The organism is Streptomyces sp. NPDC001933, from assembly GCF_042890955.1.
Taxonomy (GTDB): domain Bacteria; phylum Actinomycetota; class Actinomycetes; order Streptomycetales; family Streptomycetaceae; genus Streptomyces.
Genome location: NZ_JBIASS010000014.1, coordinates 124,192 through 149,837 on the forward strand (window position 1 = coordinate 124,192; position 25,646 = coordinate 149,837).

17 protein-coding genes, 1 tRNA gene and 2 pseudogenes are annotated in these 25,646 nt (G+C 70.9%); 15 read left to right on the forward strand and 5 right to left on the reverse strand.

Going from position 1 to position 25,646, the window contains the following annotated elements; all coding sequences use genetic code 11:
- Positions 1-52 precede the first annotated feature (52 nt).
- The 3 genes and pseudogenes from ACFYY7_RS29955 to ACFYY7_RS29965 form a co-directional block, all read left to right on the forward strand.
- On the forward strand, positions 53-253 hold the full coding sequence (locus tag ACFYY7_RS29955; protein WP_266731795.1) for a DUF4244 domain-containing protein: 201 nt from the start codon (positions 53-55) through the stop codon (positions 251-253).
- Entirely contained in the window at positions 240-665 is a 426-nt protein-coding gene (locus ACFYY7_RS29960) for a TadE family type IV pilus minor pilin (RefSeq protein ID WP_388666359.1), read from the forward strand. Before ACFYY7_RS29955 ends, ACFYY7_RS29960 begins: the two co-directional genes overlap by 14 nt.
- Positions 666-784: 119 nt before the next feature.
- Positions 785-1,006: pseudogene (locus tag ACFYY7_RS29965) on the forward strand (Rv3654c family TadE-like protein); the annotation flags it as partial.
- A 40-nt stretch (positions 1,007-1,046) separates the two neighbouring features.
- Here the strand turns inward: ACFYY7_RS29965 and ACFYY7_RS29970 are convergent.
- Positions 1,047-3,632, reverse strand: a complete 2,586-nt coding sequence (locus ACFYY7_RS29970) for a DEAD/DEAH box helicase (protein WP_388666361.1) — start codon at positions 3,630-3,632, stop codon at positions 1,047-1,049.
- A 78-nt stretch (positions 3,633-3,710) separates the two neighbouring features.
- Between ACFYY7_RS29970 and ACFYY7_RS29975 the strand changes: the two genes are divergently transcribed.
- The 11 genes from ACFYY7_RS29975 (at position 3,711) to ACFYY7_RS30025 (ending at position 21,070) form a co-directional block, all read left to right on the forward strand.
- Positions 3,711-4,064 carry an STAS domain-containing protein gene (locus ACFYY7_RS29975; RefSeq protein ID WP_003967428.1) on the forward strand — a complete coding sequence of 118 codons (354 nt, stop codon included), beginning with the start codon at positions 3,711-3,713 and terminating at the stop codon, positions 4,062-4,064.
- 614 nt (positions 4,065-4,678) lie between these two features.
- Positions 4,679-5,161, forward strand: coding sequence for an ATP-binding protein (locus ACFYY7_RS29980; protein WP_388666363.1), 483 nt, complete (start codon positions 4,679-4,681; stop codon positions 5,159-5,161).
- A gap of 352 nt (positions 5,162-5,513) precedes the next feature.
- A complete protein-coding gene (locus ACFYY7_RS29985; protein WP_388666365.1) occupies positions 5,514-7,973 on the forward strand; it encodes a sodium-translocating pyrophosphatase in 2,460 nt (819 codons plus the stop codon).
- Positions 7,974-8,297: 324 nt separating this feature from the next.
- Complete coding sequence (locus ACFYY7_RS29990) at positions 8,298-8,912, forward strand: small secreted protein (protein WP_388666368.1); 615 nt, start codon at positions 8,298-8,300, stop codon at positions 8,910-8,912.
- Positions 8,913-9,094: 182 nt separating this feature from the next.
- Complete coding sequence (locus tag ACFYY7_RS29995) at positions 9,095-10,609, forward strand: methyltransferase (protein ID WP_388666371.1); 1,515 nt, start codon at positions 9,095-9,097, stop codon at positions 10,607-10,609.
- Positions 10,610-11,039: 430 nt separating this feature from the next.
- The gene (locus ACFYY7_RS30000; protein ID WP_266731806.1) at positions 11,040-11,237 is read left to right on the forward strand and encodes a hypothetical protein; all 198 of its coding nucleotides are present in this window, start codon (positions 11,040-11,042) and stop codon (positions 11,235-11,237) included.
- A gap of 330 nt (positions 11,238-11,567) precedes the next feature.
- Positions 11,568-14,426 (forward strand): type I DNA topoisomerase, encoded by a 2,859-nt coding sequence (gene topA, locus ACFYY7_RS30005; RefSeq protein ID WP_388666374.1) that lies wholly within the window; start codon positions 11,568-11,570, stop codon positions 14,424-14,426.
- A 185-nt stretch (positions 14,427-14,611) separates the two neighbouring features.
- Entirely contained in the window at positions 14,612-17,734 is a 3,123-nt protein-coding gene (gene tmk, locus ACFYY7_RS30010; protein WP_388666377.1) for a dTMP kinase, read from the forward strand.
- Between the two features lie 163 nt (positions 17,735-17,897).
- Positions 17,898-19,103 carry a DNA polymerase III subunit delta' gene (locus ACFYY7_RS30015; protein WP_388666380.1) on the forward strand — a complete coding sequence of 402 codons (1,206 nt, stop codon included), beginning with the start codon at positions 17,898-17,900 and terminating at the stop codon, positions 19,101-19,103.
- Between the two features lie 230 nt (positions 19,104-19,333).
- A complete protein-coding gene (locus ACFYY7_RS30020; RefSeq protein ID WP_388666383.1) occupies positions 19,334-20,878 on the forward strand; it encodes an alpha/beta hydrolase in 1,545 nt (514 codons plus the stop codon).
- A gap of 118 nt (positions 20,879-20,996) precedes the next feature.
- Positions 20,997-21,070 (forward strand) — tRNA-Thr (locus tag ACFYY7_RS30025).
- A 103-nt stretch (positions 21,071-21,173) separates the two neighbouring features.
- Here the strand turns inward: ACFYY7_RS30025 and ACFYY7_RS30030 are convergent.
- From ACFYY7_RS30030 to ACFYY7_RS30045, 4 genes and pseudogenes are all read right to left on the reverse strand, one after another.
- Positions 21,174-21,400, reverse strand: a pseudogene (locus ACFYY7_RS30030) (hypothetical protein); the annotation flags it as partial.
- 62 nt (positions 21,401-21,462) lie between these two features.
- Positions 21,463-22,998, reverse strand: coding sequence for a multicopper oxidase family protein (locus tag ACFYY7_RS30035; RefSeq protein ID WP_388666386.1), 1,536 nt, complete (start codon positions 22,996-22,998; stop codon positions 21,463-21,465).
- A complete protein-coding gene (locus tag ACFYY7_RS30040) occupies positions 22,995-23,420 on the reverse strand; it encodes a hypothetical protein (protein ID WP_388666389.1) in 426 nt (141 codons plus the stop codon). The genes ACFYY7_RS30035 and ACFYY7_RS30040 overlap by 4 nt, the downstream gene beginning before the upstream one ends.
- A gap of 65 nt (positions 23,421-23,485) precedes the next feature.
- On the reverse strand, positions 23,486-24,616 hold the full coding sequence (locus tag ACFYY7_RS30045) for an amidohydrolase family protein (protein ID WP_388666392.1): 1,131 nt from the start codon (positions 24,614-24,616) through the stop codon (positions 23,486-23,488).
- 88 nt (positions 24,617-24,704) lie between these two features.
- Here ACFYY7_RS30045 and ACFYY7_RS30050 point away from each other — a divergent pair, with 88 nt between their 5' ends.
- Positions 24,705-25,286 (forward strand): MarR family winged helix-turn-helix transcriptional regulator, encoded by a 582-nt coding sequence (locus tag ACFYY7_RS30050; protein ID WP_388666395.1) that lies wholly within the window; start codon positions 24,705-24,707, stop codon positions 25,284-25,286.
- The last annotated feature ends 360 nt before the right edge of the window (positions 25,287-25,646 follow it).

A 25,646-nucleotide genomic window follows, 5' to 3' on the forward strand; every position in this document is an offset into this window, starting at 1 on the left:
AATGTCAATGAAAATCCATTCGATATGAATTACCGATTTCACGGGGGTTGAAATGATTCAGCGAATCAGGGGCTGGGTGCGTGGCATGGCATTCCGGGCCCGGTCGGACAGCGGAATGACGACATCCGAATACGCGGTGGGGACGATCGCGGCCTGTGCGTTCGCGGCGGTGCTCTACAAGGTGGTCACCAGCCAGCCGGTGATGTCCGCATTGCAGTCGCTGCTGAAGGACGCGCTCGATGCGAAGTTCTGAGAGCGGTCCCGGAGCGTGCGCCGGAGGCCGTTCCCGTGTCGAGGGCGGGAGACGGGGCGTCCGGGCGTCGGATCGGGGCGCGGTGACTGCGGAAGCGGCCATGGCGGTTCCGGTGCTGGCGATGTTCGCCCTGGCGCTGGTCTGGGCGCTGATGGCCGCCTCCGCCCAGATCCGGTGCGTGGACGCGGCGAGGGCCGGGGCGAGGGCGGCCGCCCGTTCCGAGCCGGAGGCACAGGTGCTTGAGGTGACCCGTTCGGCGGCACCCGGGGGAGCCGAAGTCGCGATGGAACGGTCCGGGGAACTGTGGCGGGTACGGGTGGCGGCTCCGATGCCGGGGTCGGGCCCGCTGGCCCTGACGCTGCACGCGGAGGCGGCCGCACTGGCCGAGGACACGGTGGGGGTGACGCAATGAACCGGACGGGAGGGAGGTGGCGGGCGGCTGCGCTCGCGTGGCTGCGGGCAGCCGTCCCTGCGCGGCTGGGCAGGGCTGGGCGGAGCGAGGACAGGGGGCTGGCCACGGTGTGGGTGGCGATGACCACGGCCACGCTGTGCGCGGTGTTCGCGGTCGTGCTGGCGCTCGGGCAGGTGGTGGCCGTTCGGCACCGGGCGGGCGGTGCGGCGGATCTGGCGGCGCTGGCCGCGGCCGACCGGGCCCTGCAAGGTCCTGGGGAGGCATGCGGGGCCGCCGAGAAGGTGGCCGCGGCGCAGGGGGCCGTGGTGGTCCGGTGTTTGGTGCGCGGGGAGATCGCCGATGTGACGGCCCGGGTGAGTTTCGGGCCGTACGAACCGGCGGTCAGGTCCCGGGCCGGTCCTCCGGCGGCTGCTCCCGCATCTCCGGCGCTTCCGCCTCCCGCACCGGAGCCGAATTCGGCTCCGGCGGCTGCGCGGGGTTCGGTTCCGGCGGCTCTTCGGGGTCCGGTTCCCCGGGGGGCGGGGGTGCGTATCGCAGGAGTTCGGTGAGGAGGCGGACGGCGCCACGCTTGTGCAGCGGTTCGTTGCCGTTGCCGCACTTGGGGGACTGGACGCAGGACGGGCAGCCGGCCTCGCACTCGCAGGACGCGATCGCCTGGCGGGTCGCGGTCAGCCAGGCACGGGCTGTGTGGAAGGCCCGCTCGGCGAATCCGGCACCGCCCGGGTGGCCGTCGTACACGAAGACCGTGGGCAGCAGGGTGTCCGGGTGCAACGGCACGGAGACGCCGCCGATGTCCCACCGGTCGCAGGTGGCGAAGAGCGGCAGCATCCCGATCGACGCGTGCTCCGCGGCGTGCAGGGTGCCGCCCAGGATCTCCGGATTGATACGGGCGGCGTCGAGCTGGTCCTCGGTGACCGTCCACCAGACGGCTCGGGTCCGCAGGGTGCGGGGCGGCAGGTCCAGCTTGGTCTCGCCGAGGACCTCGCCGGTGATCAGCTTGCGACGCAGGAAGGAGACGACCTGGCTGGTGACCTCCACGGAGCCGTAGCAGAGCCGTCCGTCACCCCACGGGATCTCGGTGTCGGACTCCAGGACGGCGATGGAGGTGGTGTCGCGGGCGGTGGTCGAGTACGGCGGGACGGCCTCCTCGACCAGGGCCACCGAGTCCTCCAGGTCCAGCTTCCGGACCAGGTAGGTGCGGCCCTGGTGGAGGTGGACGGCGCCTTCGTGGACGGCGGTGTGCGCGGCCGATTCGTCGACGGTGCCCAGCAGCCGGCCGGTGCCCTCCTCGACGATCTGGACGGGGCGGCCGCCCTCGCCACGGATGTCGGTGAGGTCCGCGGCTCGTTCCCGGCGGGTCCAGTGCCAGCCCGATGGCCGCTTGCGCAGCAGCTTCGCGGCCTCCAGTTGCGGCAGCAGTTCGGGCACGGCCGGGCCGAAGAGTTCCAGGTCGAGCCCGGTGAGGGGGAGCTCCGCGGCGGCGGCGCACAGATGGGGGGCGAGTACGTACGGATTGTCCGGGTCGAGGACGGTCGACTCCACGGGCTGCTGGAACAGCGCCTCGGGATGGTGGACGAGGAAGGTGTCCAGCGGGTCGTCGCGGGCCACCAGGACGGCCAGGGCGCCCTGGCCGGAGCGTCCGGCGCGGCCCGCCTGCTGCCACAGCGACGCCCTGGTGCCGGGATAGCCGGCGATCACGACGGCATCCAGGCCGGAGACGTCGATGCCGAGTTCGAGGGCGGTGGTGGCGGCCAGTCCGAGCAGTTCCCCGGAGTGCAGGGCGCGCTCCAGGGCGCGGCGTTCCTCGGGGAGGTAGCCCCCGCGGTAGGCGGCGACCCGGGCCGGCAGGGAGCGGTCCACCTCGGCGAGGCGCTCCTTCGCGATGACGGAGATCAGCTCGGCGCCGCGCCGGGAACGCACGAAGGCGACCGAGCGGACGCCCTGGACGGTGAGATCGGTGAGCAGGTCGGCGGTCTCGGCGGTGGCGGTGCGGCGGACAGGGGCGCCCTTCTCGCCGTGCAGGTCGGTCAGGGGCGGCTCCCACAGCGCGAAGACCAGCTCGCCGCGGGGTGAGGAGTCGTCGGCGACCTCCTTGACCGGGAGACCGGTGAGGCGGCCGGCCGCGACAGAGGGTTCCGCCGCGGTGGCGGAGGCGAGGAGGAAGACCGGGTCGGCTCCGTAACGGGCGCACAGCCGGCGGAGCCGGCGCACGACCTGGGCGACATGGGAGCCGAAGACGCCGCGGTAGGTGTGGCACTCGTCGATGACGACGAAGCGCAGGGCGCGCAGGAAGGAGGACCAGCGGGGGTGGGACGGGAGTATCCCGCGGTGCAGCATGTCGGGGTTGGTCAGGACGTAGTTGGCGTACTGGCGCACCCACTCGCGTTCCTCGACCGGGGTGTCGCCGTCGTAGACCGCGGGCCTGACGGCGTTGCCGAGCGGTGCCGCGAGCTGCTTCACGGAACGCCTCTGGTCGGCCGCCAGGGCCTTGGTGGGCGCCAGGTACAGGGCGGTGGCGCCGCGGCCGTTCGGGGCCTCGGAGCCGTCGAGCAGGGCGCTGAGGACCGGGGCGAGGTAGGCGAGCGACTTGCCGGACGCGGTTCCGGTGGCGATGACCACGGATTCGCCGTCCAGGGCGTGCTCGGCGGCGGCCGCCTGGTGCGCCCACGGATGTTCGATTCCGGTCCGCTGGATCGCGGCGACGACTTCCGGCCGGATGCGATCGGGCCAGATGGCATGGGTTCCCGCGCGCGGGGGCAAGTGCTCCGTATGAGTGATGCGCGCGGACCGGCCCGCCACTGCGGCGAGCCGGTCGAGGACCATGGCGGGAGAGTGACTGGTGTCGCTGTTCCCGGGTGGTCGACTGGGGCGGTGATTCTTGGCCATCGGCACCGAGTGTGTCACTGGCGTGACGGACAATGGCCCCAAGCCGTCGTGCATGGCTGCTGGTAAGTGATTGAATGCCATCGCGGCTGGCGATCCGTTCCCTGGCTCCGCCGGGGAGACCGAGGGGCGACCGCTCGATAGCAAGGTGCTGGAGGATCCGTGGACCTGTCCTTGTCGACTCGCAATGTGTCCGGCCCTGGTGGCGACCGTACGGTCGTCGAGGTCGGTGGCGAGATTGATGTGTATACCGCGCCCAAGCTGCGCGAGCAGTTGGTCGAGTTGGTGAATGACGGCAGCTACCACCTGGTTGTCGACATGGAAGGCGTCGACTTCCTCGACTCCACCGGCCTCGGCGTGCTCGTGGGTGGCCTGAAGCGTGTCCGGGCCCATGAGGGCTCGCTGCGCCTGGTCTGCAACCAGGAGCGCATTCTCAAGATCTTCCGAATCACTGGTCTGACCAAGGTGTTCCCGATTCACACCACGGTCGACGAGGCCGTCGCGGCCACCGACTGACGGTCGGCCGTGGCCGGTCCGCCGGTCGGGCCGGCCCAGGCCGGTCCAGTACGCAGCCGACGCACCGGCGGCCCGCCAGGCGGCCGGTGCGAAGCGGGCGTGCCTGACGGCCGACTGCCGCGTGGCAGACCGATCGCACGGTCGGGTTGTCGCCCGGTGGCCGGGCGGTCAGGTGGCCCGGCGGCCGGATGGTCGGTCGTGGAGCCGGATGACCGGTGCTCCGGTCGGCCGGGTGCTCGGACGACCGGGCCGGTCGGTGTTCGGCCGGTCGGCGTGAGCCGTTTGGCGGTCGGCCGGTGGGCTGTCGTTCGACCGGCTGCCGGCCGGGGCCGTTCGTTCGGCTCGTCCGGTTCGTTCGGTGACCGTTCGTTTGCGAGCGGTCACGCTGCCGGACGGATGTCTGTCGGTCCGTCGGCCGACGGCTGTACGTCGCTTCCGGCGGCGTCCGGTGGTCGACGACGCGATCGACGCGATCAGCGAGATCGGCGAACCCGCGAGTCGTCGGATCTGAGAAGAAGCGCGAAGAAGAACGAAGAAGTGCGAAGAAGAGCAGGGACGCCGGGCAGCGCGCCCGGACCCCTGGGATGCACGCCCGTACGTCTGAGGGGGATCGCATGGCCACCGTTGAACTCCGCTTCAGCGCCCAGCCCGAACACGTCAGGACGGCCCGCCTCGTGGCGGCCGCCGTGGCGCGCCGGGCAGGGGTCGACGAAGCCGTGCTCGACGAGGTCAGACTCGCCGTCGGTGAAGCCTGCAGCCGCGCAGTCGGGCTGCACCGCAGCCATGACATCACCGCTCCCGTCTCCGTCGCCCTGATCGAGGAGGAGAAGTCCTTCTCCGTCGAGGTGGCCGACGAGGTGCCCGGCCCCGGGGCCGATCCCGCTCTCGGCGGACCCGTAGGAGCCTCCGCGACACGCGGCGCCACGCCCGGCGGTGGGCTCGATGAGCCTGATCGCGAGAGCGACGCCGATGGCGAGGACGAGATGGGCCTCGCGGTCATCAGCGGCCTCGTCGATGATGTGGAAGTCAGATCGGGGGCCAAGGGCGGAGTGATCCGCATGAGCTGGCCGAAGACACCCCCGACCGTGCTGTCCTGATGCCGTGAGCGTGCTGCCATGACGCTGCTCCCCTGAGGCGCCACGGGCGACGCATGCGCGTGGGCGGCCCGCCGTCCCGATCCGCCCGCCCCGGTCCGGTCGAACCTCTTCCCCGGTCCATTTCTTGATCCGTCTTTTGAGGCCCTGCTGAGCAGGGCCTTTTTCATTTATGCGTGATCAATGATCTGCAGAAAATGTGCCTGCCCCATTACTGCATTCGGACCCCTCCGAGAGGGCGATCATTTACCGATCGGCGGGTGAAGGTCAATTACATTTACGGCGCACTGTTTTGATCAGCTCTCGCTCCCTACAATCCGTCCACGTCTTGAGCGCTGAGCGTCGAGGAGGACGTATGGCGGAGTTCTTCAACACCCCACTGGCAGGATCCGCGCAAGATTCCGCATTTTCCGCACCTTCCGGCCGGTCCGCTTCACTGGCGGCCGCGGTTCTCACCGATGACAACCGTGTCATCGTGAGCGTCGTCGCGGTCGTCGCCGTCGCTGCCCTGGTCGTCGCCAGACTGCTGGTGCGCCAGGTGCTGGCGGCCGGTGAGGGCACCGACCGCATGAAGGAGATCGCGGCCGCCGTCCAGGAAGGCGCGAATGCCTATCTGGCCCGGCAGTTGCGCACAGTCGGCATCTTTGCCGTCGTGGTCTTCTTCCTGCTTCTGCTGCTACCGGCCGACAACTGGTCGCAGCGCGCGGGCCGTTCGTTGTTCTTCCTGGTGGGTGCGCTTTTCTCGGCGGTCACCGGATACATCGGGATGCGGCTCGCGGTACGCAGTAATGTTCGTGTGGCCGCTGCTGCGCGAGAGGCGACTCCCGCGGAAGGCGAGCCGGAGAAAGATCTCACCGCTGTTTCGCACAAGGCGATGAAGATTGCTTTCCGTACCGGTGGCGTGGTCGGCATGATCACCGTGGGCCTCGGCCTGCTCGGTGCGTCCTGTGTCGTGCTCGTCTATGCCGCCGACGCCCCGAAGGTGCTGGAGGGCTTCGGCCTCGGGGCCGCACTGATCGCCATGTTCATGAGGGTCGGTGGTGGCATCTTCACCAAGGCCGCGGACGTCGGCGCCGACCTCGTCGGCAAGGTCGAGAAGGGCATCCCGGAGGACGACCCCCGCAACGCCGCCACCATCGCCGACAACGTGGGCGACAACGTCGGCGACTGCGCAGGCATGGCGGCCGACCTGTTCGAGTCGTACGCCGTGACGCTCGTCGCCGCGCTCATCCTCGGCAAGGCCGCCTTCGGCGACGCCGGACTGGCCTTCCCGCTGATCGTTCCGGCGATCGGCGTGATCACCGCGATGATCGGGATCTTCGCGGTCGCCCCGCGCCGCGCCGACCGCAGCGGAATGACCGCGATCAACCGCGGATTCTTCATCTCCGCGGTGATCTCGCTGGTACTGGTGGCCGTGGCCGTCTTCGTCTACCTGCCGTCCTCGTACGCGGAACTGGACGGTGTGACCGACGGCGCGATCACCTCGCACGGTGGCGACCCGCGGATCTTCGCCCTGGTCGCCGTCGCCATCGGCATCGTGCTGGCCGCCCTGATCCAGCAGCTGACCGGTTACTTCACCGAGACCGGCCGGCGCCCCGTCCAGGACATCGGCAAGTCCTCGCTGACCGGTCCGGCCACCGTCGTACTCGCCGGTATCTCCATCGGCCTGGAGTCCGCCGTCTACACGGCGCTGCTGATCGGCCTGGGCGTCTACGGGGCGTTCCTGCTCGGCGGTACGTCGATCATGCTGGCGCTCTTCGCGGTGGCCCTGGCGGGAACCGGGCTGCTCACCACCGTCGGTGTCATCGTCGCCATGGACACCTTCGGTCCGGTCTCGGACAACGCGCAGGGCATCGCCGAGATGTCTGGTGATGTCACGGGTGCCGGTGCGCAGGTCCTCACCGACCTGGACGCCGTCGGCAACACCACCAAGGCCATCACCAAGGGCATCGCCATCGCCACCGCCGTTCTGGCGGCGTCGGCGCTCTTCGGCTCGTACCGCGACGCGATCGCCATGGCGGTCGACGACGTGGGGGCCAAGGCCGGCGCGATGACGCTCAGTCTGGACATCTCGCAGCCCAACAACCTGGTGGGCCTGATCCTCGGTGCCGCGGTCGTCTTCCTCTTCTCCGGGCTCGCGATCAACGCGGTGTCGCGGTCCGCCGGGTCCGTGGTCTACGAGGTGCGGCGGCAGTTCCGCGAGCACCCCGGGATCATGGACTACAGCGAGAAGCCGGAGTACGGGCGCGTCGTCGACATCTGCACCAAGGACGCCCTGCGCGAGCTCGCCACACCCGGTCTGCTGGCCGTTCTGGCGCCGATCGCCGTCGGCTTCACGCTCGGTGTCGGAGCGCTCGGTTCGTATCTCGCGGGTGCCATCGGGACGGGCACCCTGATGGCGGTCTTCCTCGCCAACTCCGGTGGCGCGTGGGACAACGCCAAGAAGCTCGTCGAGGACGGCCATCACGGCGGCAAGGGCAGCGAGGCCCATGCCGCGACCGTCATCGGCGACACGGTCGGCGACCCGTTCAAGGACACGGCGGGACCGGCGATCAACCCCCTGCTCAAGGTGATGAACCTGGTCGCCCTGCTCATCGCCCCGGCGGTGGTGCAGTTCAGCTACGGGCAGGACGCGAGCGTCGGCGTGCGGGCGCTGGTGGCGGCGCTCGCCCTCGGGGTCATCGTCGGCGCGGTCTATGCCTCCAAGCGGCGCGGAATCGCCGTGGGCGACGAGGATCCGGGCGACGGGGACGGAGGCAGGGACGGAGACGGGAACAGGCCGGCCAGGTCGCCCGGCCAGGCAGCCGTTTCATGAACCGATGGCCGGGGCCGGGCGGTGACACGTAGCCGGCCCAGGCTCAATGACCGGGCGGACGGCGCATTCTGATGCGCCGTCCGCCCGCTCGCATCTCGGGCCCGGTGCCCGTCCTCGGCTGATCCGCCCGATCCGTGCACCGCTCGTGTGCTTGCTCGTACGTGTGTTCCCGAACGGCGGAGGGCTGTGTGGGTGAGTTGTATCTCCCCTGTTTCCCTTGGTGCAAATGGCTACAAAAGGCCACTCATCGGACGCCCGGCATCCGGATGGAGTGCGCTCGCCGTGTAAGTTCCGGGGCCGAGAGCCTTGGAAGGGACCGATCCGGTGAACAAGAAGCTTGCGGCCGCGCTGTCCGGCGGCGCGGTACTGGTACTTACGCTGTCGGGCTGCAGCGACGACAACAGCGACGAGGTGAACGACTGGGCCAAGAAGGTCTGCGACCAGGTCCAGCCCCAGCTTCAGAAGATCGCGAACGCCAACGCCGCCATCCAGCAGCAGACCGCGGACAACAGCAAGCCCGCCGACGTCCAGAAGACCGACTCGGCCGCCTTCCAGCAGATCTCGCAGGCGTACAAGGCACTGGGCGCGGCAGTCGAGTCCGCGGGCCCGCCGCCGGTCGACGGCGGCGAGACCACGCAGAAGGAAGCCGTGAAGGAGCTCGAAGCATCCTCCGCGGCGTACGCGAACCTGCAGAAGAAGATCGACGCCCTGGAGACGAAGGACCAGGCGAAGTTCGCCGACGGGCTCAAGGGCATCGCGGACGAACTGAACAAGATCAGCACCAGTGGTGACGAGGCGTTGAAGAAGCTTCAGTCCGGCGAGGTCGGCACCGCCATGGCGAAGCAGAAGGGCTGCCAGAAGCCGACGGCCTCGGTGCCGCCGAAGGCCGACACGTCGCCGTCCACGGCGCCTTCCGCCTCGCCCAGCAAGAAGGCGTGACCCGGCGGCAGCAGCGCCGGTAACTGTTCCCGCGATGCGCGGTCGCTGCGACGCGCGGCTGTCGCGCCGGACGACGTGCCGGAGTGGCGGCCGCGCCGCATGACGTGTCGTACGGACGGCCCGGCCGCCCCGATGGGCGCCGGGCCGCTGCCGTTGTCAGTGGGAGCGGCCACAATGGGTGGGTGAGTACGACCAGCCTCCCCGTGCCCGACCGTTCGCCCCGGCTCCGCGAAGCCCTGCTTGCCGCCGCTTTCACCGCCGACGGGCTCCTCGACCTGCTCGGTGCGCCCGCCTACGCCGCGCTCGCCCGCAGCGAGACGGTCCCGGCGCTGCGCGCCACCCGGGGTGATGCTCCGCTGGACACGCTGGTGCGGCTCTTCCTGCTCCAGCACCCGGTGCCGTACGAGCGGGCCCGCGCCGCGCTCCCGCTGGCCGAGTGCGTCGAGGACGGCTGGGTGGCCCACGTCGGTGACCAGGTCCGGGCCGCGGTCGACGTACGTCCGTACAGCGGGCCCGAGGGGCAGGACTGGTACATCGTCTCCGACCTGGGCTGTGCCGTCGGCGGCGCGGGCGGCATCGGCTCGCGCGAGGAGGGCGTGGTCCTGGGCGTCGGCGGGGCGTCCACCACGCTCGCCGGGATCACCGTCCGTACGCCTGTCGCCTCCGCGCTCGACGTCGGCACGGGCTCCGGCATCCAGGCGCTGCACGCCTCGCAGCACGCCACCCGGGTCACGGCCACCGACCTCAACCCCCGTGCACTGGACTTCACCCGGCTGACGCTCGCGCTGTCCGGGGTCGCCCCGGCCGAGCTGCGCCAGGGCTCGTTGTACGAGCCGGTCGGCGCCGAGACGTACGACCTGATCGTCTCCAACCCCCCGTTCGTCATCTCGCCCGGTGCCCGTCTCACCTACCGCGACGGCGGCATGGGCGGTGACGATCTCTGCCGGACCCTGGTGCAGCAGACCGGCGACCGGCTGAACGAGGGCGGATACGCCCACTTCCTCGCCAACTGGCAGCACGTCGAGGGCGAGGAGTGGCAGAGCCGGCTGAGTTCCTGGGTTCCGTACGGCTGCGACGCCTGGATCGTGCAGCGCGAGGTCCAGGACGTCACGCAGTACGCGGAGCTGTGGCTGCGCGACAGCGGCGATCACCGTACAGACCCTGCCGAGTACGCCGCGCGGTACGACGCCTGGCTGGACGAGTTCGAGGCCCGCAAGACCAAGGGCGTCGGCTTCGGCTGGATCACCCTGCGCAAGTCCGCCGCGGCCGCCGCCGGCAACCCGTCCGTCGTGATCGAGGAGTGGCCGCACGCGGTGGAGCAGCCGCTCGGACCGGCCGTAGAGGCCCATTTCGCCCGTCAGGACTACCTCCGCGAGCAGGACGACGCGGCGCTCCTGACCGGGCACTTCACCCTGGCCGCCGAGGTCGTGCAGGAGCAGGTCGGCCTGCCGGGCGCGGAGGACCCGGAGCATGTGGTGCTCCGTCAGAACCGGGGCATGCGACGTGCGACGAAGGTCGACGCCGTGGGCGCCGGTTTCGCGGGGGTGTGCGACGGCACGCTGCCGGCGGGCCGGATCCTGGACGCGATCGCCCAGTTGATGAACGAGGACCCGGTGCTGCTGCGCGACCGGACCCCGCAGGCGATCCGGCTGCTGGTCGAGGAGGGCTTCCTGGAGCCGGTTCCTTCGGCGGGCTGATGGCGCGGGTCCGGTGCGGCAGGGCCGGTGCGGCAGGACCGGTGGTGCGCCGGTCGTGCTGAGGGCCTTCCTCGGGCTCCGTTCCTTCCCGGGTGCGTACCGCCGTACGTAAGGAAGGGCCCCACGATCAGCGGATTCGGGTTCGCCGTCGGCGGTGCGTCGTGGAGGGGGCGGATTCCGGATCGGGCGCCGGACGGAGCTGCGCGCGGAGTTGCGGACGGAGTCCCGGGGCAGCTCGTCGGCCGGTTCGTGGCGGGAGCCCCGCCGGGGACCTGGCCGGACGTCCGTCCTGCGGTCACGGGGTGGAGGCGGATGCGGGTGGAACCGGCCATTCACCCGGGGTTCGCATGGCCGACGTCCTGGGGTGGCAGCCTCCCCCTGGCCGGACGGCACCCGCCCCGGCCCGGCCAGGAACAGGGAGGCGTACGGCATGGAGAGCGGACCCGCGGTCTTCGCCGGATCGGCATTCGCGCTGTTCGGCGCCGCGCTGCTGCTGTGGACGGGGGCGCGCGTGCTGCACCGCGCGCCGGTGGCGCACGGTGTGAGCCCCGTGGCCTCCGCCGCGCTCGCCACTGTGTTCGGCGTACTCTTTCTCGTCCTCGGCGTGTGGTGCTTCACCCGCATCTGATCCACCGCCCACCGGTCCGGCCGGAAACCCGCAGCGCACAGCAGGCAGTGGCGGGGAACACGCCCGGACCGCAGGCGGCCCGCCACCGGCGTCCGCAGCGCCGCCACAGCACCCGGAAACCCGCAGGCAGTGACCGCGCACACGGCGGACCGGGCGGTCCGGGCGGCAGGAATGGCGGAAGTCGGGTTACCGTTCGAGTGGCCGTTGCGGGCTTTTGCCGTTTGACACGGGGGCGGGTTGTACCGTCACACTCCGCAGCGACAGCACCATCGGCAGCGTCATCGCGCTGCCCGGATGCCCACCGAGCGTCGACCGGAGAGAAGAGCGAAGTTGTCCCCGACCAGCGAGACCGCACAGGGCGGCCGCCGACTCGTCATCGTCGAGTCGCCTGCCAAGGCGAAGACGATCAAGGGCTACCTCGGCCCCGGATACGTCGTCGAGGCGAGCGTCGGGCACATCCGCGACCTGCCGAACGGCGCCGCAGAGGTACCGGACGAGTACACCGGCGAGGTCCGTCGGCTCGGCGTCGACGTCGAGCACGACTTCCAGCCCGTCTATGTCGTCAACGCGGACAAGAAGGCCCAGGTCAGGAAGCTCAAGCAGCTGCTGGCCGAGTCCGACGAACTCTTCCTCGCCACCGATGAGGACCGCGAGGGCGAAGCCATCGCGTGGCACCTGCAGGAAGTCCTGAAGCCCAAGGTCCCGGTCCACCGGATGGTCTTCCACGAGATCACCAAGGACGCGATCCGGGCCGCCGTCGCCAACCCGCGCGAGCTCAACCAGCGCATGGTCGACGCCCAGGAGACCCGCCGCATCCTCGACCGTCTCTACGGCTACGAGGTCTCGCCGGTCCTGTGGAAGAAGGTCATGCCGCGCCTGTCGGCCGGCCGTGTCCAGTCCGTGGCGACCCGTCTCGTCGTCGAGCGGGAGCGCGAGCGCATCGCCTTCCGCTCCGCCGAGTACTGGGACCTCACCGGCACCTTCGCCACCGGCCGCACCGGTGACGCCTCCGACCCGTCGAACCTCACCGCCCGCCTCAGCGCGGTCGACGGCCGCCGCATCGCCCAGGGCCGCGACTTCGGTCCGGACGGGCAGCTGAAGTCCGCCTCCGGCCAGGTGCTGCACCTGGACGAGACGAACGCCCGCGCCCTGGCCGCCGCGCTCGCCGGCTCCTCGTTCGCCGTCCGGTCCGTCGAGTCGAAGCCGTACCGCCGCTCCCCGTACGCCCCGTTCCGTACGACGACCCTCCAGCAGGAGGCGAGCCGCAAGCTGGGCTTCGGGGCCAAGGCCACCATGCAGGTCGCGCAGAAGCTGTACGAGAACGGCTTCATCACCTATATGCGTACCGACTCCACGACCCTCTCGGACACCGCGGTCTCCGCGGCACGGGCGCAGGTCACCCAGCTCTACGGCGCCGACTACCTGCCGGACAAGCCGCGCACGTACGCCGGCAAGGTCAAGAACGCGCAGGAGGCGCACGAGGCGATCCGCCCCTCCGGCGACCGCTTCCGCACCCCCGCCGAGACCGGCCTCACCGGCGACCAGTTCCGGCTCTACGAGCTGATCTGGAAGCGGACCGTCGCCTCCCAGATGAAGGACGCGGTCGGCAACTCCGTCACCGTCAAGATCGGCGGCCGGGCGAGCGACGGCCGGGACGCCGAGTTCTCCGCGTCCGGCAAGACGATCACCTTCCACGGCTTCATGAAGGCGTACGTCGAAGGCGCCGACGACCCGAACGCCGAGCTCGACGACCGCGAGCGGCGCCTGCCGCAGGTCGCCGAGGGCGACGCGCTGTCCGCCGAGGAGATCTCGGTCGACGGCCACGCCACCAAGCCGCCGGCCCGCTACACCGAGGCCTCGCTGGTCAAGGAGCTCGAAGAGCGCGAGATCGGCCGCCCGTCGACGTACGCGTCGATCATCGGCACGATCCTGGACCGCGGCTACGTCTTCAAGAAGGGCACGGCGCTCGTTCCGTCGTTCCTCTCCTTCGCCGTGGTCAACCTGCTGGAGAAGCACTTCGGCCGGCTCGTCGACTACGACTTCACCGCGAAGATGGAGGACGACCTCGACCGCATCGCACGCGGTGAGGCCCAGTCCGTGCCGTGGCTCAAGCGCTTCTACTTCGGTGCGGGCGACGACACGGCCGGTGCGGGCTCGGCCTCCGACGCGGGCAACGGCGACGGCGACCACCTCGGCGGTCTCAAGGAGCTCGTCACCGACCTCGGTGCGATCGACGCCCGCGAGATCTCCTCGTTCCCCGTCGGCAACGACATCAAGCTCCGGGTGGGCCGCTACGGCCCGTACATCGAGCGCGGTGAGAAGGACGCCGAGGGCCACCAGCGCGCGGACGTGCCGGAGGAACTGGCGCCCGACGAGCTGTCCGTCGAGTACGCGGAGGAGCTGCTGGCCAAGCCGAGCGGCGACTTCGAGCTCGGCGCGGACCCCGTCACCGGGCACCAGATCATCGCCAAGGACGGGCGCTACGGCCCGTACGTCACCGAGGTGCTGCCCGAGGGCACCCCGAAGACCGGCAAGAACGCGGTGAAGCCGCGGACCGCCTCGCTCTTCAAGTCCATGTCCCTGGACACGGTGACGCTCGCCGACGCGCTCAAGCTGATGTCGCTGCCGCGCGTCGTCGGCGAGGACGCCGAGGGTGTCGAGATCACCGCGCAGAACGGCCGCTACGGCCCGTACCTGAAGAAGGGCACGGACTCGCGTTCGATCACCTCCGAGGACCAGCTCTTCGACATCACGCTCGAAGAGGCCCTCGCGATCTATGCCCAGCCCAAGCAGCGCGGCCGGGCCGCGGCCAAGCCGCCGCTGAAGGAGCTGGGCACGGACCCGGTGAGCGGGGCTCCGGTCGTGGTCAAGGACGGCCGCTTCGGCGCCTACGTCACCGACGGCGAGACCAACGCGACGCTGCGCACCGCAGACAGCGTCGAGGACATCACGCCGGAGCGCGGCTACGAGCTGCTCGCCGAGAAGCGTGCCAAGGGACCCGCCAAGAAGAAGACGGCGAAGAAGGCCCCGGCCAAGAAGGCGACCGCGAAGAAGACGGCCGCCAAGAAGACCACGGCGACCGCCAAGAAGACGGCGGCGAAGAAGACGACGGCGGCCGCGAAGAAGACGACGACCGCCAAGAAGGCGACCGCGGCGAAGAAGGCCACCGCGGCGTCCGTGGAGGACTGAGCGGCGTCCGTGGAGGACTGAACCGAGCGGTGGGGCCGAAGCGTCCCGGGGGGCCGGATTTTCCGGCCCCTTCGGCGTTCGCACGGGATTCCGGCGGGGCGGGCCGGAAGCACCGGAACGGCTCGGGCGCCCGTATGTTCGGACGGGGCCCCCGGGGACCCCGCCGCTCCGGATAGGCTGGGCGGATGACGCGAGCCGAGCAGCCAACGGTCGTGAGCCCCACCTCCGACACACTTGCCGCAGACTCACGCGAGCGCGCCGTACGAGCCCTGTTGCGTGTTCCCCCGCTGAAGCGGTTGTGGAGCGCGCAGCTCGTCGGCAGTACCGGCGATGCACTCGCCCTTCTCGTGCTGGTGCTGATGTCGCTGCAAGCGGCGGTCCTTGAGGGCTCATTCGGGACCGGGTACCGAGGTGCGGCCTTCGCCGTCGCCGCGGTGTTCGGTGCCCGGATCCTTGCCACCCTGCTCTTCGGAGCCGTACTCCTGGGGCCGCTGACGACGCTCACCGCGCCCGGCGGACCGCTGGACCGGCGGTGGCTGATGATCGGGACGGACGGGCTGCGGCTCGCGCTGCTGGTCGTCGCGCCGCTGTGGATCGACTGGATGCCCGACAAGGCACTCATGATGATCCTCATCACCGTCTTCGTCGTCGGCGCGGCCGAGCGCCTGTGGACGGTCGCCAAGGACGGCGCCGCCCCCGCGCTGCTGCCCGCCCCGCCCCCCGAAGGCGCGACGGTACGCCCGCTGCCCGACCACCTCGACGCACTGCGCCGGCTCTCCGTCCGTACCGACTTCGCCGCGATCCCGCTGGCGGCGGCCGCACTGCTGATCGCCACCCTCATCGGCAATCTGCTGGGCTCGGGCCTGGAATGGTTCTCGATCCACCAGGCGGCCCTCGGCTCGTACGTCGCGGCCGGGCTCTTCTCGGCGTCGATCTCCATCCTGTACTTCCTGGAACTGCCCGGTACGCAGACCCCGCGCCCGCGCTCGCCGCTGGAGGGCCTGCGACGGCCGTCGAGCGGCAGCGGACCCGACAAGGGCCGCACCGGATCCGTCCCGCTGGTCGTCGGAGCGTCGGCCGCCGTCGCCGGAGCCATCGCCGCGGCCGCCGCCGTCTCGGTGCTGCACGCCGCCGACCTGGGCGGCGGACCCGCCACCTTCGCACTGCTGATCCTCGGCCTGACCGGCGCCACCGGGGTCGGCATCCGGACCGCGGAGAAGGTGCTGCCCACCCTGTCGCGGCGCCGGCTGCTCTCGCTGGCCACCGCCGTCACCGGCCTCGCGCTGCTCGCCATGGGCCTCGTGCCGGACACGGCGACCGTGCTGATGATCGCGGTGCTCGCCGGTTACGCCGCGGGCGTCGCCGCCCACACCGGTCATGTCCTGGTCGACCAGGAGACCGAGGAGTTCCGCCGGGCCAGGACCACCGAGCACCTCCAGGCCGTCGTACGGGTCCTCATCGCGCTCGGCGCGCTCGCGGGCCCGCTGCTGGCCGCCGCGATCGGCGCCCACCGGCTGGGCTCGGGCGACTTCGTATTCGAGCACGGTGGAGCGGCCTTCACGCTGATGCTGATCGGCGCGCTGCTGCTGCCGGTCGCCGTGATCGTCCTCGCGAAGACGGACGACCGCTCCGGAGTGCCGCTGCGCCGCGATCTGCGTGAGGCGCTGCGCGGCGGCGACCCGGCGGTCGCCCCCGCCGCGACCGGTTTCTTCATCGCTCTGGAGGGCGGCGACGGCGCGGGCAAGTCCACCCAGGTCGAGGCGCTCGCCGACTGGATCCGCGCCAAGGGCCACGAGGTCGTCGTCACCCGCGAGCCGGGCGCGACGCCGGTCGGCAAGCGGCTGCGCTCGATCCTGCTCGACGTCTCGTCGGCCGGGCTGTCCAACCGGGCCGAGGCGCTGCTGTACGCCGCCGACCGCGCCGAGCACGTCGACTCGGTCGTCCGCCCGGCGCTGGAGCGGGGCGCGATCGTCATCTCCGACCGCTACATCGACTCGTCCGTCGCCTACCAGGGCGCGGGCCGCGACCTCTCCCCGACCGAGATCGCCCGGATCTCGCGCTGGGCGACGAGCGGCCTCGTCCCGCACCTGACGGTGCTGCTGGACGTCGACCCGGAGACCGCGCGGGAACGGTTCACCGAGGCCCCCGACCGGCTGGAGTCCGAGCCGCCGGAGTTCCATGCCCGGGTCCGGTCCGGCTTCCTGACGCTGGCCGCGGCCGACCCGACCCGTTACCTGGTCGTGGACGCGGGCCAGGATCCGGAGTCGATCACCACGGTCGTACGGCACCGGCTCGACCAGCTCCTTCCGCTCTCCGAGGCCGAGATCAAGGCCCAGGAGGAGGCGCGCAAGGCCGCCGAGGAGGAGGCCAGGCGCAAGGCCGAGGAAGAGGCGGCCCGCAAGGCCGAGGAGGAGCGGCTGGAGCGCGAGCGGCAGGAACAGCTCGCCAAGCTCCGTGCCGAGGAGGAGGAGCGCAAGGCCCGCGAGCTGGAGGAAGCACGCCGGCGCGAGGCCGAACGGCAGGCGGAGGAGGCCCGGCAGCGGGCCGAGGAAGCCCGTCGGGTGGCCGAGGAGGAGCGGGTCCGGCGGGAGGCCGAGGAGGCTGCCCGCGAGGCCGAGCAGGCCAGGCTGCGCAGGCAGGCCGAGGAGGAGGCGCGGCTGCGCAAGGAGGCCGAGGCGCTGCGGCTGGAGAAGCAGCGCAAGGCCGAGGAGGCGCTGCTGCGCGCCGAGGAGGCCCGCAGGCGTGCGGAGGCCGAGGCCGCCGCGGCGGCGGAGAAGGCCCGGGCGGAGGCCGCCGCAGCGGCGTCCGTGCCGGAGAACGAGATCACGGTGCCGACGCCGATCGTCAACCCGAACGACGTGACGCAGCAGGTGCCCGCGCCGGACAGCTCGCCTTCCGACGAGGCCGAGACGGCGATGATCCCCAAGATCCACGACCGGTCCGGCCGTGCCGGCGGCTCCGGTGCGGCGGGTGCCGCCGACGAGACGACGGTTCTTCCCCCGGTACGGGAGACGAATCCGGCGGACCGTATTCCGCGGGGCATCTTCCGCGACGAGCGCCCGGCGAGCCCCGCGCCGGAGAGCGAGAACGAGCGCACCCGCGAGCTTCCGCAGGTCGGCGGCTGGGAGGACCAGCAGCGTCCGGAGCACCGGGAGCGCTCCGGCCGGCGGCCTCGTCCCGACTGGGCCGAGGAGACCCCGCTGGACGATCTGCCGACGCTGGCGGACGAACTGCTGGGCGATCACCGCGACCAGCCGGACGACGAGGGCTCGGGCCGCTCGGGCCGGGAACGCCGCCCGCGCCGCTGATCCGTGCCGGCTGCCGGGCGGGACGTCCCGCCCGGCAGCCGGCACGCCTTGTTGCCGGGATTGTCAGACCCGTCCCCCACAATGGGAGTCGGATCGGGGAATCCGGATCGGCAAGCAGCGACCGGCAACAACAAGCAGCGACGAGCAGGAAGGGCGGTGACCCATGACCGTATGGGACGACCTGGTCGGCCAGGACCGGGTGCAGGAGCAGCTCGGCGCCGCCGCCCGGGACGCCGATGCGCTGGTCACCGCCCACTCGGCGGGGGAGCAGGTCCCTCCGGGGTCGAAGATGACCCATGCCTGGCTGTTCACGGGGCCCCCGGGCTCGGGCCGTTCCACCGCCGCCAGGGCCTTTGCCGCCGCCCTCCAGTGCACCAGCCCCGACCGCGCCCTGGGCGGTGCGCCAGGCTGCGGCTTCTGCGACGGCTGCCACACCAGCCTCATCGGTACGCACGCCGACGTCGAGGTGGTCCGTACGGACCTGCTCTCCATCGGTGTGAAGGAGACCCGCGAGCTGGTCCGCCGCGCCCAGCTCTCCCCGGCCGTCGGCCGCTGGCAGGTCATCGTCCTGGAGGACGCCGACCGTCTCACCGAAGGCGCGGGGAACGTGCTGCTGAAGGCGGTCGAGGAACCCGCGCCCCGCACGGTGTGGCTGCTCTGCGCGCCCTCCCTCGAAGACGTGCTGCCCACCATCCGCTCCCGCTGCCGTCACCTCACGCTGCGCACGCCCCCGGTCGACGCGGTCGCCGACGTCCTGATCAGGCGGGACGGCATCGACCCGGAGCGGGCCGCGTCCGCCGCCCGGGCCACGCAGGGCCACATCGGCAGGGCCCGCCGCCTCGCCACCGACGAGCGGGCCCGCTCGCGCCGCGCCGCCGTGCTCAAGCTCCCGTTGCGGGTCGAGGACATCGGGGGCTGTCTCAAGGCCGCCCAGGAGCTGATCGACACCGCCACCGACGACGCCAAGCAGGTCTCCGAGGAGGTCGACGCCAAGGAGACGGAAGAGATGAAGGCCGCGCTCGGAGCCGTCGCCGGGGGACGGCTGCCGCGCGGCACCGCAGGGGTGATGAAGGAGCTGGAGGACCGGCAGAAGCGCCGCAAGACGCGTACGCAGCGCGACAGCCTCGATCTGGCGCTCACCGATCTGACCGGCTTCTACCGCGACGTCCTGGCCATCCAGCTGGGCTCGGGGATCGCCATCGCCAACGCGGACGCCGAGGACGCGCTCGACCGGATCGCCCGCTCCTCCACGCCCGAGGGCACCCTGCGCCGGATAGAGGCGGTGATCGCCTGCCGCCGGGCGCTGGACCGCAACGTGGCGCCGCTGCTCGCGGTGGAGGCGATGACAATGGCCCTGCGCGCGGGCTGACACCACGGCCGGGGCGCGGCTGCCTGCCCGTGGGCGACCCGTCCGCCCGGCCCCATCCGCACCTGCCGGGCCCACCGAGCCCGTCCGGCGCCCACCGCCCCCACTCGCGAATCCGTCGTACCGGCGGCCGATCCGCACCACCCCGTTCACGATCGCTCATTCATGATCGCGCGTTCACTCGTCCGGGGAGCGAATCGGGCGAGTCGTCACAGGGCGACTACGCTCCGAGGATGAACACCAGGCGCTCGCTCCGTATCCTCGCCACCACGCTCGGCACCGCCGGCCTTCTCATCTCAGGCTGCACCAGCGGCAGTTCGACGAGCGCCTCGCCGTCCACATCGCCCGCAGCGTCCGCGCCGGCCGTCCCCGAAGCGCTCAAGCCGTACTACGCGCAACAGCTGAAGTGGCGGGACTGCGGCGTCGAGGGATTCCAGTGCACCACGATGACGGCCCCGCTGGACTACAAGAATCCGGACAGCGGCGACATCAGGCTGGCCGTCTCCCGCAAGAAGGCCACCGGTCCCGGTGAGCGGATCGGTTCCCTCCTGGTGAACCCGGGCGGACCCGGCGGTTCCGCCATCGAATACCTCCAGAGCTACGCGGGCGTCGGCTACCCGGCCCAGGTCCGCGCCCGGTACGACATGGTCGCCATCGACCCGCGCGGAGTGGCCCGCAGCGAGCCCGTCGTATGCCTCACCGGTCCGCAGATGGACAAGTACACCCAGGTCGACCAGACCCCGGACGACGCGGCCGAGGTCACCGAGCTGGACAGCGCGTACGAGCAGTTCGCGAGCGGCTGCGAGGACCGCTCCGGCGAGATCCTGCCCCATGTCTCCACCGTCGAGACCGCCCGCGACATGGACATGCTGCGAGCCCTGCTCGGTGACGAGAAGCTGAACTACGTCGGGGCGTCGTACGGCACCTTCCTCGGTGCGACGTACGCGGGGCTCTTCCCCGCCCGGGTCGGCCGTCTGGTCCTCGACGGCGCGATGGACCCGTCGCTGGACGCCGTCGAGCTGAACCGCGACCAGACCGCGGGCTTCGAGACCGCGTTCCAGGCCTTCGCCGCCGACTGCGTGAAGAAGGCGGACTGCCCGCTCGGCACCACCTCGACCGCCGATGCGGCCACCCGCCTGAAGCGGCTCTTCGCGGACCTCGACGCCCGGCCGATCGCCACCGGTGACTCCCGCAGGCTCACCGAGTCCCTGGGCACCACCGGGGTCATCGCCGCCATGTACGACGAGTCGACCTGGCCCCAGCTCCGCGAGGCCCTCGCCGGCGCCCAGAAGGGCGACGGCTCCGGCCTCCTGGCCCTGTCGGACAACTACTACGAGCGCCAGCCGAACGGCACGTACGCCAACCTCATGTTCGCCAACGCCGCCGTGAACTGTCTGGACCAGCCGCCCGCCTTCGCCGACGCCGAGGCCGTCACCCGGGCCGTCCCCAGCTTCGAGAAGGCCTCTCCGGTCTTCGGCAAGGCCTTCGCCTGGGCCGCCCTGAACTGCGCAGACTGGCCGGTCCCGCCCACCGGCACCGCCCACCGCATCGAGGCGAAGGGCGCCGCCCCGATCGTGGTGGTCGGCACGACCCGCGACCCCGCCACCCCGTACGAGTGGGCCGAGTCCCTCGCAGGCCAGCTCTCCTCCGGCACCCTCCTCACCTACCAGGGCGACGGCCACACGGCGTACGGCCGCGGCAGCGACTGCATCGACACGGCGATCAACACCTACCTCCTGGAGGGCACCCCGCCCACCGAGGGCAAGAAGTGCACCTGACCACCCCGCCTCGCCACTGACCTGCGAAAACGGCCCGGAGCGGGGCTGGTACGGAGCACCCCCGGAAACTGTGTAGACTTGGCGACGCTGCTGATCGCACCATGGTGCGACAGGGCGTGCCGCCTTAGCTCAGTTGGCCAGAGCAACGCACTCGTAATGCGTAGGTCTCGGGTTCGAATCCCGAAGGCGGCTCGGAATTACCCCAGGACTCACTCGCCGTGACCTGGGGTTTTTTCATGCCCGGGCATGCCGAGCCGCACGGCGAGGACGTCGTGGAAGTGCTTGCGTGAGCGGGGTCGACGGCGACGGCGAGCATGAGCGTGGCCGCGCCGTGCCGGAGGTCGTGCAGCCGGTTCGGCGGGAGGCCCGGATGCGGCGACGAGCCGTTGGCGTCGCGGATGTCCCTGAACATCTCGCTGAGGTGGCTGACACGGAGCTGCTCGAACGACGGTTACCGATGCGCGGCTTGAGGTGCACTCGGATGTCGGTTTCATAGCGGCTCGGGCCGGACTCCCGAATGCGCGAGACCGAGACATCCACGCGCGGCTCCGTCGGGGGCGTCGGTGCGCAGGGAGCGGCGTGCTTCAGCTGTGGTGTGCGTGTTCTTCGTGAGCGGGGAGTCGTGGCGGCCGGCCGCCAACGCGTTGTCCGGGGCTCAGGACCACGAACTGGCCCATCATTCCCTGGTCCTCGTGGTACAGCATGTGGCAGTGGAACATGTACGGGATGTTCGGGTCCGAGTAGTCGGTGAACCGCATGATGAGGCTCATCGCCGTACCGGGAGGCAGGAGGACCGTATCCTTCCACCCGGACAGTCCCGGGGGCGGCTGCTGTCCATTCACCGACAGGACCTGGAACTGGACGTCGTGCACATGGAAGCTGTGCAAGGTGCCGTCGCCGCTGTGTACATCCCAGATCTCGGCGGTGTCCTTGCGCACGGCGACATCGATGCGGTCCGTCTGCATCTGCCTGCCGTTGATCCGGTGCTCGGCGAGTTCGAATGTCCGGGTCCTGGTGGCCGAGGTCTCCGCGATCCGGGGGATGTGTGCCAGCCGCGTCGGAATGCGGGGTGAGGCGGTCAGCGTGGAGGCCGCCCGCAGTTGCAGTACGTCGAAGCGGTCGGATCCGCCGTCCTGCTGGACGAAACCGCTGCCGGTGGCCGGCGAGTCGCTGCGCAGCACCAGGCGTTCACCGGCTCTGACCTCGACCACGATCTCGGCGCGCTCGCCCGGTGCGAGTTGCACCCGGTCGGTGGTGTGGGGTGTCGGCAGCAGTCCGCCGTCGGAGGCGATCTGGTGGAACGTGCGGTTGTCGGCGAAGTGGAAGTTGTAGACACGTGCGTTGGAGCCGTTCAGCAAACGCAGCCGTATTCGCTCGGTGAGGACGTCCAGGTAGGGCCCGTGTACGCCGTTGACCAGCAGTTCGTCGCCGAGGAAGCCGGTGGTGCCGGCCATCTGCTCGTCCGGGTCCACCCTGCCGTCGATGAACCGCCGGTCCTGCACGATGACCGGAACATCGTCGATGCCGTACTGGTGGGGAAGCGATCCGGCCGTGGCGGCGTCGTCATCGTCGATGAGGAACATGCCGGCCACACCGCGGTAGAGGTGTTGGGCGGTCTTCCCGTGCGGATGCGGGTGGTACCAGAGCGAGGCGGCGGGTTGGTCGATCGTCCAGGTGGGCGACCAGGTCGCTCCCTGCGCGATCGTCTGGTGCGGTCCGCCGTCCATCGTGGGCGGCAGGTGCATGCCGTGCCAGTGCAGCGAGGTCGCCTCGCCCGCATCGTTGGCCACGTCGAACAGCACGGTCTCACCGCGCTCGGCCCGCAGCGTCGGGCCGAGATAGTCGCCATTGACTCCCCAGGTCGGCGACCACCTGCCTGCCGTGAACTCCCTTCTTCCCTCGCGGATGTTCAGCTTGAAGACCCGCCTTCCCTCGCGGTCGATCCGGGACGGGGCGAGCGGGGGTGCCTGGACTCGGTTGGTGAAGGCGACCTTGCCCACCGTGTCGATCTGCTTGCCGGTGACGGCCGCCTTCAGCGCCGGTAGCCCCAGGCCGAGGGCAGGCAGCCCCACGGCCGATCCCCCGAGGAGTTGGAGCGTCCGCCGTCTCGTGAACGTCACGATGCCTCACCGCCTCGGGCCGACCGGTCACCGTTCCGGACCTGGACCAGCAGCATGATGCTCGCGCCGAACATCAACACTCCGACCGGTACATGGAGTTCCCGTACGTGGGCGTAGCCGAGCGCCATCTGCGCCAGCGTGAACAGCAGCATGGGGATGCTCTTGACGATCAGGCGCGGCGAGCCGCCGCCCGGCCGCCAGGCCAGGATCGCGGCGCCGAGGTTGAGCAGCACGGCGAGCAGGACGGCTCCAGCCATCGCACTGTGCACCGCCCGGCCGTCGGGAACGGAGGCGAGCAGGAGTCCGGCCGTGACCGCCTGCGTAAGGATCACGAGCGACTGCAAGGCGAGCGTGATCCGCATCAGCTGCTGGGCCGGGTGACGCCCGGCGCGGGGCGGGGAGTTGAGCGTGGGTAGGGACATGAAGGTGCTCCAGGGAGACATGGACGGTGGCAGGGCGCTTGTGGCGGGCCCAGGGCCCGGTGCCGTCAGCCGGATTGCCGGATGCCGCGCTGCCGGACACCTCGGCGCCAGATGTCCGCGATGGCACGGCTGGCGATGATGTCCCGGGTCGGATCGCCGTCGACGAGGACCAGGTCGGCACGGAGGCCGGGGGCGATGCGGCCGCGGTCGGTCAGTCCGAAGTGCCGGGCGGTGACACCGGTGCCGGCGGCCAGTGCTTCGAGCGGGGAGAGGCCGGCCCGGACCAGCAGTTCCAGCTCGCGGTGCAGGCCGTCGCCGTTGCGAGGCGCGAAAGGGTTGGCATCGGTGCCGGCCAGCAGCGGTACGCCTGCCCGGCGCAGTACGCCGACCACGTGGGCGGCGTTGGTGAGGCGGTCCGGGCTGTCGCCGCCGATGGACTCGAAGTAGGCGAGCGTGCTCACCACGAAGACCCCCTGGTCGGCGAGCCTGGAGGCCAGGGCGTCGGCGGCCGGATCACCCGGTGGGGTGTCGGCCCAGACGTGGGCCAGGCCGTCGACGCCCGCATCCAGAGCGAGCGCGGTCTCCCCGGCGGTGCACGCGTGCGCGATGGTCCTCAGCCCGGCGGTGCGGGCCGCGTCGACAAGTGCGGTCGCGATGTCCGGCCCGAGGGTGGGTACCGGTGTCCCGGCCATCGACCCGTCGTCGAGCACGATCTTCAGGTAGTCGCTGCCCTCGGCTGCCCGAGCGGCGACGAAGGATGCGGCCTGGGCGGGGTCGGCGATTGTCTCGAACGCTCCGGCCGCATCCTCGGGGTTGTCCAGCATGGTGGATATCGCCGCCATGACTCCCGTCGGATGGCCGCCTGGTGCGGTGGCGAGGACTCCGGCACTGCGGAGGTCGGCGACGTCATCGCGCTCGGCGGCCAGCTTTCGCTGGCGCCGCAGGTTCGACGGCAGGCAGAACATGTCCAGTTCGGTGGTCACGCCGTACGTCAGTGCCCGCGCGAGGCTGCCGTCGAACGTGTGCGTGTGCGCGTCGATCAGCCCCGGGAGCAGGGTCTTGCCCGCGCCGTCGAGTTCGACGTCCGCGCCGCGGCCGTCCGGTTCGGCGATCCGGTCGCCGTCGATGAGGATGTCGGCGCTCGCGATGGCCCGCACGCCGTCGAAGGCGCGCACATCACGGATGAGAGTTCGCACAGCGGTCTCCTCAAATCCTTCGCTCGAAGATAGTTCGCCAGATTACAGTACTCCAGCGAACTATCGTCTGGCGAATAGACTTTGTGCCATGAGCGAAGGTGATGCGGACGCGGTGGACGGAATCGCCGAGGACTGGCGACGGGAACGGCCGGACCTGGAGGTGTCCGCGCTGGCGACCGTCGGCCGACTGGCGTTCGTCGCGGAGAACGTCATCGGCCCGGTGGGGGAACGCGCCGTAGGGCGGCACGGCATCGGCAAGGGTGACTTCGATGTCCTCGCGACGCTGCGGCGCACCGGCGCCCCGTACGCCCTGAGCCCGTCCGCACTCTCCGCCGAGCTGATGATGTCGCGAGCGGGAATGACGAAGAGGCTGGACCGCCTGGAGAAGGCCGGCCTCGTGGAACGCGCCCTCGACACCGGTGACCGCCGCAGCTTTCGTATCACCCTCACCGCAGAGGGCCGCCGCGTCGCCGACGCCGCCCTCACCGACCTCGCGGCCAGTCTTTCGGTCCTGGTCTCCGGGCTCACCGACACCGAGCGTCACGGCCTCGACCGGGCGCTTCACGCCCTCCTGCGCGCCGGGCGGGATCTGTCGCACGAAAAGACAGAAGGGTCAGGTCCGGTGAGCCCGTGCGCGGGAAGGAACGTGCGGGGCGGCGGCCCGGGGTGAATCCCCGGAGCGTGCGGACTGGTCGACCGGGAGTCTCCTCGGAATCGGATGCGTGAGTGACGCGTGAGCGGACGGTGCGGCACCCGTTGGATCGGGCGTCACTCCGTCTTGGTCGATGCGCCTGTGACCAGGTGGAACCGGATCGCGTGCGATCGCGGAGCAGCGAACGGCGCGCACTTGCAGGCCCTCGCAATGCGTAGGTCCCGGGTGCGAATCCCGAAGGCGGCTCCGTAGAAAACCCCAGGTCAAGATTTTGACCTGGGGTTTTTGTCATGGATGGCGCTCGGGGCCGATGGATGACCTTCAGGGCCCGGGTTGTGAAGCATCCGTGAATACTCCGTGGAAGCGATGTCGGTGGGG

Bases quoted from the DNA above. Each gene is read 5' to 3' on its own strand.
- ACFYY7_RS30040 (WP_388666389.1), bottom strand. From the start codon at position 23,420: ATGTCCCTACCCACGCTCAACTCCCCGCCCCGCGCCGGGCGTCACCCG.
- ACFYY7_RS30000 (WP_266731806.1), top strand. From the start codon at position 11,040: ATGGAGAGCGGACCCGCGGTCTTCGCCGGATCGGCATTCGCGCTGTTC.
- ACFYY7_RS29970 (WP_388666361.1), bottom strand. From the start codon at position 3,632: ATGGCATTCAATCACTTACCAGCAGCCATGCACGACGGCTTGGGGCCA.
- ACFYY7_RS29960 (WP_388666359.1), top strand. From the start codon at position 240: ATGCGAAGTTCTGAGAGCGGTCCCGGAGCGTGCGCCGGAGGCCGTTCC.
- tmk (WP_388666377.1), top strand. From the start codon at position 14,612: ATGACGCGAGCCGAGCAGCCAACGGTCGTGAGCCCCACCTCCGACACA.
- ACFYY7_RS30015 (WP_388666380.1), top strand. From the start codon at position 17,898: ATGACCGTATGGGACGACCTGGTCGGCCAGGACCGGGTGCAGGAGCAG.
- ACFYY7_RS30050 (WP_388666395.1), top strand. From the start codon at position 24,705: ATGAGCGAAGGTGATGCGGACGCGGTGGACGGAATCGCCGAGGACTGG.
- ACFYY7_RS29980 (WP_388666363.1), top strand. From the start codon at position 4,679: ATGGCCACCGTTGAACTCCGCTTCAGCGCCCAGCCCGAACACGTCAGG.
- ACFYY7_RS30020 (WP_388666383.1), top strand. From the start codon at position 19,334: ATGAACACCAGGCGCTCGCTCCGTATCCTCGCCACCACGCTCGGCACC.
- ACFYY7_RS29955 (WP_266731795.1), top strand. From the start codon at position 53: ATGATTCAGCGAATCAGGGGCTGGGTGCGTGGCATGGCATTCCGGGCC.
- ACFYY7_RS29985 (WP_388666365.1), top strand. From the start codon at position 5,514: ATGGCGGAGTTCTTCAACACCCCACTGGCAGGATCCGCGCAAGATTCC.